The organism is Brevibacterium sp. 2SA (assembly GCF_005502845.1).
Lineage (GTDB): Bacteria > Actinomycetota > Actinomycetes > Actinomycetales > Brevibacteriaceae > Brevibacterium.
The window spans coordinates 73,822-83,539 of the sequence record NZ_SCMW01000010.1 but is presented as its reverse complement, the minus strand read 5'-3'; the positions used below and the strand labels follow the sequence as shown (position 1 = coordinate 83,539).

The following is a 9,718-nucleotide window of genomic DNA, read 5'->3' as shown; positions in this document are numbered from 1 at the left end:
CTTCCAGTCCGCACTCTTCGACTCGATCGACGAGGTCCTGCTTGTCAGAAGGGAGTGGGGTGGGGATGGGCGCGGCCGGCGACTGCGCCAGCCAGAACGACGCCTCACCGTTGAGGTAGGTCAATGGAGCTCTCCTGTTCGAGTGCGCCCGCTTGCTGCGAGTGTACGGATTCAGTTCTATCCCAAGGTTGGTCGCGCTGTAAATGGTTGCGATCGTGCGTATTGGCATATGAAATCGCCGAGGCGGCTCCGGATTTCGTGCTCGCGTTCCGGTCCCGATGACTACACTGGGCGCATGAGCGCAGCGGAGCCGATCGACACGACCACCTACCCTCTCGACCACGAACCGATCGAGGAGTGGCAGCGCCTCGACCCCGCCGAGGCTGAGGGGCCCGCCGCGGAAACGACGACGGCGTTCGCCGAGCTCGGGACGATCGGCGACGTCGACTACGGACTGTGGGAGATGAGCACGGGCGCGATGCGCGATGTCGAGGGCGACGAGGTCTTCCTCGTCCTCTCCGGTGCCGGTCGCATCGAATTCGACGACCCCGTGCAGGAGCCGGTCGCGCTGGCACCCGGCTCTCTCGTCCGCCTGACCGCGGGGATGAAGACGCGGTGGTACATCGAAAAGTCCCCGCTGCGGAAGCTCTTCATCGCCCCGAGCGAGGACTGACGCCGAGCCCAGCCCGCGGGTGACGCCGGCCCTCAGGCCGCCTCGGCGATGAGGGATTCGATCGCGGCGACGGCACCGGTGATCGCGAGCTCGAGACCCCTGGCCGAACGGTCATCGTCGTCGCCGAACGGCACCGCACGCTGCAGGTGCGGGACCGCATGATCGCCCGGCTGCCACATCGGCACCGGGGCACCGCGATCGAGCGCCGATCCGAGGACGACCGCGTCGAGCATCGAGACGACGTCGACCTGGTCCTCGGCGGGGATGCCGATCTCGTCGAGGATCGCGAATGCGACCTCGTAGATCCGCAGCGTCGGAAGGTCGTCGACCGGGGAGCCGACGAGCAGCGGCATCGCAGCGGGCAGCTTCGCCATGTTCGCCCGGTAGCTGCGGATCCACGCCCGCAGCCGGCCCTGCCACGGGGTGCCCTCCGCGGTCGCGGCACCCAGGTCGATGCGACCGTAGAGCGCCTCGCGCATGAGGTTGATGATCTCGTCGCGACCGCCCCGGACGTGGTGGTAGAGCGATGACGGGTTGACCCCGAGCTCCTTCGCGATCCCGGGAATCGTGAAATCGTGATCGCGCTCGACCATCGTCAGGGCCGCCTCGGCGATGATGCTGGGGGAGAGGATGTTCTTGCTCGGTCGCGCCATGGCGTCATTCTCTCAGAGCGTTGCGCATCCCCTCCCGTCAGGAGGCGGTCAGTGGACGATGACCGTCCGGCCCTGGGCCCCCGCGCGCATCGCGTCGAAGGCCGCATTGGCCTCGTCGAGGCCGACCCGATCGGTGATGAGACGGTCGATCGGCAGCTTCCCCGCGCGGTAGAGCTCGGCGAGCAGCGGGAAGTCGCGGCCGGGAACCGTCGACCCGTAGTTCGAGCCGACGAGCCGCTTGCCCTCCTCGGCCAGGAGCAGAGCGTCGATGGAGACCGGATCGTCCTCCGGGGGCAGGCCGACGACGACGGCGGTGCCGCCGGGCATCAGGCACTCAGGCATCTGCTCGATCGTCTGGCGCCGGCCGATCGCCTCGAACGCGTAGTCGACGCCGGTCCCGGTGAGCGCGGCGACCTCGGCGGCGAGGTCCGGTCCCGATGTCAGCGTGTGCGTGGCACCGAACGATGACGCCAGCGCGAGCGCTTCGTCGGAGATGTCGGCGGCGATGATCGGGTTCGCCCCGGCCAGGGCGAGGGACATGATGATGCTCAGCCCCACCCCGCCGGCGCCGATGACGAGCGCCGAGCGGCCGGGTTCGACCGCGGCGTCGTTGGCGACGGCGCCGAAGCCGGTGGCGATCGAGCATCCGATGAGGGCGGCGACGTCGAAGGGGACGTCGTCGGGGATCTTCACCGCCGCCTGTTGCGCGACGACGGTGTACTCGCTCATCGACCCGACGGCGAGGTACGGGTAGACGGGGTCATCCTCCTGCGCGAACGCCGTCGTCCCGTCGGGCAGGAGCCCGGCCGAGGCGCCGCTGCCCGTGCATACCCACATGCGGCCGGCGCGGCAGGCCGCGCACTGCAGGCAGGGGTAGAACCAGCTGAGGACGACGTGGTCGCCGACGTCGAGGTCGGTCACGCCCTCCCCGGTGGCGACGACGGTGCCGGCCCCCTCGTGGCCCATGACGGTGGGGCTCGGCAGGTTCCAGTCGCCGTCGAGGACGTGCCGGTCGGAGCCGCACACCCCCGAGGCCCCCAGCTTGACGAGGACCTGGCCAGGGCCGGGATCGCGGACGACCACCTCGGCGATGGTGAGGTCGGGTCCGGCGGTGTGGATGGCGGCACGTGAAGCGGTGGGCATGTCTCTCCTTGGTGATGGTGCGTGGTGCGGTGGGCTGACGGGGAACGGAGGGCTCGACGAGGCGGTCGGTCCTCAGCGGACCGGATGCCGGGAGGCGTAGGCGACCCGGAAGATCAGGAGGTAGACGACGGCTGCGACGAGCGCGGCGGGCAGGGCGGCGGTGATGACCGAGAACGCCGGTGCGGTCTCGAGCGTGACGGGGTTGTAGAGCCACATGTAGAAGGCGGCGCCGGCGATCACGGCGACAATCCCCGCCCAGTTGACCCCGCCCGTGTACGCGTAGAGCCGGCCGTGCCCGCCGAGGTGGAGCTCGCGCAGGTCGATGTGCTGGCGGCGGAGGACGAAGTAGTCGGCGAGTGCGACGCCGCAGATCGCGGTGAGGAATGCTCCCGAGAACGACACGAACACCATGAACTGTTCGTACATGAACTGGGGGAAGAACGTCATGAGGGCGGGCAGGACGAAGAAGGCCGCCGTGAGGGCCTTCCACGGCACCCGTCTCAGCGCGTGACCGGCGGACTGGCGGATCGCGAGGATCGTCGAATAGACGATCGAGGACATCGACGTGATGTTGGCGAACCCGATGAAGGCGAGCACTGCGACCCCGAGGATCGGCCCGCCCAGCGGCACCATCCAATACGTCGGATCGGAGTCGCCGATCGTCAGGGCCGCGGCCATCCCGACGGCCTGGGCGATGAGGGTGGCGAAGAACAGGGCGCCGAAGGCGGGCCAGACGGCTGCCCGGCGGCTCTTCGTCATCCGCGCGAGTGAACCCATGACCGGGTACCACGAGACCCCGACGCCGACGTTGAACTCGACGGCGACCATGAAGTTGAGCGTCGGATCGTCGAAAGGCGCCAGTGGGGACGCGTCCCGCAGCGTGTCCCACGAGGTGGTCGCCACGAGGACGATCATCATGACGACGGTGATGATCGCCAGCCCTGGGGCGACGAACTTGTTGAACTTCCCGATCGTCACCGGGCCGCGGGAGAGGACGAACCACGCGATGCCGATGGCGACGAGGCCGCCGATCGTCACGAGCGGGCCGTACTGATCGAACTCCGCTCCGACGAGCGTGCCCGCGACCTGGCTCGTCGCGCGGCCGGCCATGACTGCGAGCAGCGACGACCAGCCCATCTCTGTGACGAGGATGACCGTGAAGACGATGAGGCCGACCCCGACGACGCCGAACGCGCCGCGCAGCAGTGTGTACTGCTCGGAGCCGTAGCGCTGAGAGGCCGGCACGGAGGCGAGCACCATGAAGCACAGGCCGATCGCGTTGCCGATGATCATCGCCGCGACACCGTCGGCGAACCCGACGAGCAGGGCGGTCGAGCCGCCGACGAGGAACGCCCACGTGGCGATCGCGAGCGCCGTGTTCACCCACGTGAAGTCCCAGCCCGACCAGGTCCGCTCGGATTTCAGGAGCGGGAACGTGCCGTAGATGTGTTCCTGCTGCAGTTCGCGGCTGACCGGGTCCTCGGCGGCCGTCGCCGCGCCGACCGTGTGATCCGGTGCCCCGTTCACAGTGCCACCACCAGCAGGCCGATGAGGCAGGCGGCGACGGCCGACCCGGTGTAGACGGTGAGCTCTGTCGCCGACAGCGGCAGACGCGAGGGATCGGTCGCCTCGGTGGATTCGACGATCGCGATTCTGCGCTCGATCTCCTCGGCGACGGCGGGTGAAGTGCCGTTCGCGGCCATGGTGGATGCGAACTCGCTGGGCGGTGTCATCGGTGACTCCTCGGGCTCTCGGTGGTCGGGTCGAGGGCAGCGGCTGCGATGCGCTCGACGAACCGGACGGCCAATAAACCAAATCCGATTTGGTTTACAATTGTCACTGACCGGCGAAGGTGCCGTCAATGGTGTCGGAAGGAAAACTTCCGCGCGGAGGAGGAGATGCTCCATGAGCAACCAGCGCACACCGGAACGTGTGGCCAGCGCGGGCCAGGCCGGCGCGGGTCCGGCAGTGGCGATCGGGATCGTCCAGGCGGCCGCCCGCATCGACGACATCGAGGGCAACCTGCGGACATTGCGGCACGGGATCGCGGAGGCACGGGACCTCGGCGCCGAGGTGGTGGTCACGCCCGAGCTCTTCGCCACCGGCTACGACCCGACTCGGGCATGGACCCATGATGGGGCGCGGGTGCGGGAGGGCCTTGCCGCCATCGCCGGTGACCTCGGGGTCGCGCTCGTCGCCTCAAGTGTCGACGAGGTCGACACCCGCCGGTTCATCGCGGCCTCGTTCTTCGACGCCTCCGGTGCTGAACTCGCCCGGGTCCACAAGCGTCACCTCTTCGACATCGAACGCGACTTCTTCACGCCGGCCGACGCCTACGGCGATGTCGTCGACTGGCGGGGCATGCGCTTCGGAATGGGCATCTGCTACGACATCGAGTACCCGGAATTCGCCCGCGCGCTCGCCGAGGCGGGAGCCGAGGTGCTGCTCGTGCCGACCGCCGTGCCCGCACCCTCCAGTGACGAGCCCCGCGATCCTGCCCTCGCGTTCTCGCCCACGCAGACCTCGACGCTGCTCGTGCCCGCGCGGGCCCTCGAGAACGGCCTCGCGATCGCCTATGCCAACCACAGCGGTGAGGGCTTCACCGCCCACAGCTGCCTCGTCAACCCCAACGGCCGCAAAGTCGATCTCCTCGACGGGGGCACCGGCGTTGCCGTCACCGTGATCAGCGCCGCGGAGATCGCCGAGGCGCGAGCCCGCAACCCCTATCTCGCCGACCTCAGGCGACTGCGGGGCTGAGGCGATCGCCCCTGAGCTGAGGACGAGTGTCCGGCGGCCTCAGCCGGCTGGCTTCCCACCCGCCCGGGCGACCACCTCGGCGATCGTCTGCGGGTCGGCGATGACGAGGCGCAGCTGCACCTTCGCAATCGTCTCGGGAGGCACGTCGTGACTGTCGTGGGGCCAGAACATCGCCTCATTGGCCACGGCGTCGAAGAGCTCGAGCACGGCCTCGGGGTCCTCGGCGATGAACCGACCGGCGGCGATGCCGTCCCGGAGGACCGCATCCATCGTCGCCCGCGCGACGTCGACGGCGGCACCCCAGGCGGGGAACTTCTCACCGACGGCCGGCGGCAGGCGGAAGAGCCAGCGCGTGTCGAACTCCCCGCCGAGCTCGATGACCATCTCATCGCGGAAGAGGCGGAACAGGTCGAGGGCGGGATCGTCGGCTGAGCGGGCGAACCTGCCGCTGAGCAGCGCCGAGGCGGCGACGCGGGTTTCGATGAGCTCGTGCCCGATCGCCTCCTTGCCCGGGAAATAGTGGAAGAGCGAGGGCTGTCGGATGCCGACGGCCTCGGTGATCGCCCGCGTGCTCGCCCCCTGATAGCCGAGTTCGGAGAAGAGCCGGGCCGCTTCGCGCAGGATCCGCTCTCTCGTATCCCCGGTGCTGCTCGCGTTCGTCGGCCGTGCCATCGCCGTCCTCTCGTGGTGGGCGTCTCGAGACAGCCTATCGGCTCTTCACAGTGAACCTATCATCTGATAGATTGGCGTTTAATCTATCGACCGATAGGTTAATTCTCTGGGCACGGCGCTGTGCCCTGACCTCATCTCGTCGAAGGGACGCACCGTGGCTCTCCCTCCTGCTCACACTCCGAGCGACGCTCCGAGCGACACCCCGGGGTCGGCCGTCCGCCCCCGCGGCATCGGCACCCCCGGACTCGTCTTCTTCGTCCTCGCGGCCGCCGCGCCGCTGACGATCCTCGCCGGCTTCGTGCCTCTCGGCATGCTCGCCGGCGGTGACGCGGTCGTTCTCGGCTTCTTCTATCCCGGTCTCGTCTACCTCCTCTTCGCCGTCGGGTACACGACGATCGCCCGTCATGTGCCCGGCGGCGGGGCCTTCCTCACCTACATCGCCGCCGGCCTCGGGGCCCGCACGGGGTCGGTGGCCGGGATGGTCGCCTACGTCGGCTACCTCGGCGGGCAGATCGGATTCACCGCCTCGGCGTCGGTCTTCGCGTCCCTGACAGTCGAAGGGTTCACCGGTCTGACGGTCCCGTGGCTGCCGATCGCCCTCGTCATCACCCTCGCCGTGCTCATCCTCGGCCTGCGCCGGGTCGGGGTCGGCGCGGTGACCGTCGCCGTCCTCCTCGTCGCTGAGGCGGCGATCCTCGCGATCTTCGCCGTCGCCGTCCTCGCCCAGGGCGGCTATGAGGGGCTGACGCTCACGGCCTTCGCACCGGAGAAATGGGTGAGTGCGGCCCTGCCCGGCGTCTTCGTCCTCACCTTCGTCGCGTTCGTCGGCTTCGAGCAGACGACGGTCTACCGGACTGAGACCCGCAGCCCCAACCGCACGATCCCGCGCGCCACCTACCTCGCCGTGACCGTCCTCGTCCTCGGCTACACCTTCGGCGCCTGGGTGATCCTCCAGGCCGCCGGGGAATCGCGCCTCGCCTCCCTGCTCACCGGCGATCCCTCCCAGCTCGTGTTCTCACTCAATGACGAATTCGTCGGCACGGCGATCACGCCGATTATGCTCGTGCTCGTCGTCACGAGCTTCTTCGCAGGAGTGATCGCACTGCAGAACACCTCGTCCCGGTACCTCGTCAACCTCGCCCGCGGCGGCCTCATGCCCGCCGGCCTGTCCCAGCTCGCGGCGTCGGGCAGCCCGCTGACGGCGAACTTCGTGCAGACCGGACTCGTCCTCATCGTCCTCTGCCTCTTCGCCGTCGCCGGTGCCGACCCGTACACGCAGATCGTCACCTGGACGAACACGCCGACGATCATCGCCGTCCTCGTCCTGCAGATCCTCACCTCGCTCTCCGTCATCGTCTTCTTCCGCCGCCGGAGCCGCGGGGAGCGGGCATGGAACCGGATGATCGCCCCGCTCGCCTCCGCCGTCCTCCTTGCGCTCGCGCTCATCCTCCTCATCTCCCAGATGGGCGCTCTCACCGGTCTCGGCCCGGCAGGCAACGCCGTCATCATCGCCCCACTCGTCCTCGCCGCTGCCTGGGGTCTCGTCCGCGCCAGCCGGATCGACACGGCGCGGGCGACGCTCGCAACCCTCGGCACCGACGCAGCCATCGACCCCGACACGACCACCATCGCCGAGGTGGGGGCGACGTCCGCCCGCACCGCGGGCACCGCCTCGGCGAGGGCGATCGACCCGAACCCCGACCCGAACCCCCGCCCCGACCGAAAGGACCCCACTCCATGAGCGCACGCATCGACTACGCCTGGTCGACCCCGAGAGGACTCGTCGAACGCCCCGGCGAATACCCCGACACCACCGAACTCTGGGGCTACAGCGACCGGTTCGCCTACCGGGCCGGCGAGACCGTCGACCTCCGAGTGCACACGACGGCGGAGACCTTCGACGTCGCGATCATCCGCGACGGCGCCCGCCCCGAAACCGTCTTCACCGCCACCGGCCTGCCGGGAACACGGCAGGAGACCCCCGCGGACGCGTACGCGAGCGGGTGCGGGTGGTCGAGCTCGCTGCAGGTCGACCTGGGCGCGGACTTCACCCCCGCGTACTACCTCGTCGTCTTCTCGACAACCGATGACCACGGTCGCGACGTCGAACAGGAGTCCTTCTTCATCGTCCGCCCGGCCGGTCCCGCCGATGTCGACGTCCTCCTCGTCCACGCCACCTCGACGATGCTCGCCTATAACGACTGGGGAGGCGGCAACCACTACCGGGGGCTGCCCGACGGCGACCGCAACGACATCCCCTCCCCGTACTCGTCGATGCGGCGCCCGATCGCCCGCGGCATGCTGCGCAAACCGGTCGGCGCACCCCGCAACGCCCACCTCGACGTCAGCGTCCCCATCGGCTGGGAGCCGCGGCATCCGACGTACGAATGGGCGTGGCAGCGCGGGTACTCCCGCCACCACAACGACGCCGGCTGGGCGAACTACGAGCGTCCGTTCACGGTGTGGGCCGAGGACCAGGGCTACCGGGTCGGTCACATCACCCAGGTCGAACTCCACGCCGAACCCGACGTGCTCGACGGGTACGGCTGCGTCGTCATCGTCGGCCACGACGAGTACTGGTCGTGGGAGATGCGCGACACCCTCGACGCCTACGTCGACGCCGGCGGTCACGTCGCGCGGTTCGGCGGCAACTACGTGTGGCAGGTGCGCCTCGACCTCGATGAGGGTGTGCAGACGTGCTTCAAGGACCCGACGGCCGACCCGATCGCCGAGACCGACCCGAGCCGGCTGACGACGGCGTGGGACGCCCCGGCGATCGGCCGACCGGGGGCGGCGACGATGGGCCTGACCGGGCTCGGCGGCGCGTACATCCGATACGGCTCGGCGGTGCCCCGCGGCAGCGGCGGCTTCACCGTCTACCGGGAGAACCACTGGTCGCTGGCCGGCACCGACCTCTACTACGGCGACGTCTTTGGCCAGGCGCCGCTGTGCATCGCGGCCTTCGAGGTCGACGGCTGCGACTACACGTTCCGCCACGGCCTGCCGTATGCCACCGGCGCGGACGGGGCGCCGGAGGACCTCGAGATCATCGCGATGGCACCGGCGGTCTCCGGCGGTGAGGATCGGTGGGGCGGGCGCGTCCCGATCGGCGCGCCGGCGGCCGAACTCGCCGATCTCTTCGCCGGCATCTACCCCGACGGCCCGCCCCCGCACCACCAAGGCAACGGCTACGGATCGGCGATGATGGCCGCGTTCGCCCGCGGCGACGGCGAGGTCTACTGCGCGGGCACGACCGACTGGCCCTACGGCCTGGCCGCGAACGACCCGTTCGTCACGACGATCACCCGCAACGTCCTCGACCGCTTCATCGCCACCCCGATCGCCGGCGGGAAGACTGCCGCGACCACCGGTCACACCGCATCAGAGAAGGAGACCTCATGACCGCCACCGTCCAGACGCTCACCGAGGCGGCCGACCGAGCCGTCATCCCCGACCTCGCCGACTACGACGCCCACTCCGAAGGGTGGACGGAGACGGAATTCCAGGTCGAGACCGGGTCGAACAGCGTCGCCGGACGCTGGGCGGGCGAACCCGGCTGGGTCGAGTTCGATTCGTGGCCCTACCGGGAGTTCTGCGTCATCGTCTCCGGTCGGGTCGCCGTCGAGAGCCGCGACGGCGCCGAGCGCTTCGAGTACGGCCCCGGTGATGCGTTCACGATCCCGCAGGGTTTCGCCGGGCGCTGGGTGACGCTCGAACCGACGCGGAAGGTCTTCATCGGCGTCACAGAGTGAGGACCCCTTGACGCGGTCGTCTATCGTGTGAGGAAGGCGCCGCCCACCGCCTCGCGCGGGAAGCGGCG

General features: G+C 69.5%; 10 protein-coding genes. 5 read left to right on the top strand and 5 right to left on the bottom strand.

Features of this window, described 5'->3' with window-relative positions:
• Positions 1-295: 295 nt before the first annotated feature.
• Complete coding sequence (locus FFS20_RS06235; protein WP_137825048.1) at positions 296-673, top strand: cupin domain-containing protein; 378 nt, start codon at positions 296-298, stop codon at positions 671-673.
• A gap of 32 nt (positions 674-705) precedes the next feature.
• Here FFS20_RS06235 and FFS20_RS06230 read toward each other — a convergent pair whose 3' ends face one another.
• The 4 genes from FFS20_RS06230 to FFS20_RS17905 all read right to left on the bottom strand — a co-directional run bounded on the left by FFS20_RS06230 (position 706) and on the right by FFS20_RS17905 (position 4,202).
• Complete coding sequence (locus FFS20_RS06230) at positions 706-1,326, bottom strand: TetR/AcrR family transcriptional regulator (RefSeq protein WP_137825047.1); 621 nt, start codon at positions 1,324-1,326, stop codon at positions 706-708.
• A gap of 48 nt (positions 1,327-1,374) precedes the next feature.
• The gene (locus tag FFS20_RS06225; protein WP_137825046.1) at positions 1,375-2,469 is read right to left on the bottom strand and encodes a Zn-dependent alcohol dehydrogenase; all 1,095 of its coding nucleotides are present in this window, start codon (positions 2,467-2,469) and stop codon (positions 1,375-1,377) included.
• A 72-nt stretch (positions 2,470-2,541) separates the two neighbouring features.
• Positions 2,542-3,996: a cytosine permease gene (locus tag FFS20_RS06220; protein WP_171007015.1), complete on the bottom strand. Its 1,455-nt coding sequence runs from the start codon at positions 3,994-3,996 to the stop codon at positions 2,542-2,544.
• Complete coding sequence (locus tag FFS20_RS17905) at positions 3,993-4,202, bottom strand: hypothetical protein (RefSeq protein WP_171007014.1); 210 nt, start codon at positions 4,200-4,202, stop codon at positions 3,993-3,995. The genes FFS20_RS06220 and FFS20_RS17905 overlap by 4 nt, the downstream gene beginning before the upstream one ends.
• A gap of 172 nt (positions 4,203-4,374) precedes the next feature.
• Here FFS20_RS17905 and FFS20_RS06215 point away from each other — a divergent pair, with 172 nt between their 5' ends.
• Positions 4,375-5,226, top strand: a complete 852-nt coding sequence (locus tag FFS20_RS06215; protein ID WP_171007013.1) for a carbon-nitrogen hydrolase family protein — start codon at positions 4,375-4,377, stop codon at positions 5,224-5,226.
• Positions 5,227-5,265: 39 nt separating this feature from the next.
• Here FFS20_RS06215 and FFS20_RS06210 read toward each other — a convergent pair whose 3' ends face one another.
• Positions 5,266-5,898 carry a TetR/AcrR family transcriptional regulator gene (locus FFS20_RS06210; protein WP_137825043.1) on the bottom strand — a complete coding sequence of 211 codons (633 nt, stop codon included), beginning with the start codon at positions 5,896-5,898 and terminating at the stop codon, positions 5,266-5,268.
• Between the two features lie 154 nt (positions 5,899-6,052).
• On the opposite strand from FFS20_RS06210, the gene FFS20_RS06205 reads away from it, so the two are divergent.
• From FFS20_RS06205 to FFS20_RS06195, 3 genes are read left to right on the top strand one after another with little or no spacing between them, the layout of a single operon-like run.
• On the top strand, positions 6,053-7,639 hold the full coding sequence (locus tag FFS20_RS06205) for an APC family permease (RefSeq protein ID WP_137825042.1): 1,587 nt from the start codon (positions 6,053-6,055) through the stop codon (positions 7,637-7,639).
• The gene (locus tag FFS20_RS06200) at positions 7,636-9,300 is read left to right on the top strand and encodes a N,N-dimethylformamidase beta subunit family domain-containing protein (protein ID WP_137825041.1); all 1,665 of its coding nucleotides are present in this window, start codon (positions 7,636-7,638) and stop codon (positions 9,298-9,300) included. Before FFS20_RS06205 ends, FFS20_RS06200 begins: the two co-directional genes overlap by 4 nt.
• Positions 9,297-9,650 (top strand): cupin domain-containing protein, encoded by a 354-nt coding sequence (locus FFS20_RS06195; RefSeq protein ID WP_137825040.1) that lies wholly within the window; start codon positions 9,297-9,299, stop codon positions 9,648-9,650. The genes FFS20_RS06200 and FFS20_RS06195 overlap by 4 nt, the downstream gene beginning before the upstream one ends.
• Positions 9,651-9,718: the final 68 nt, after the last annotated feature.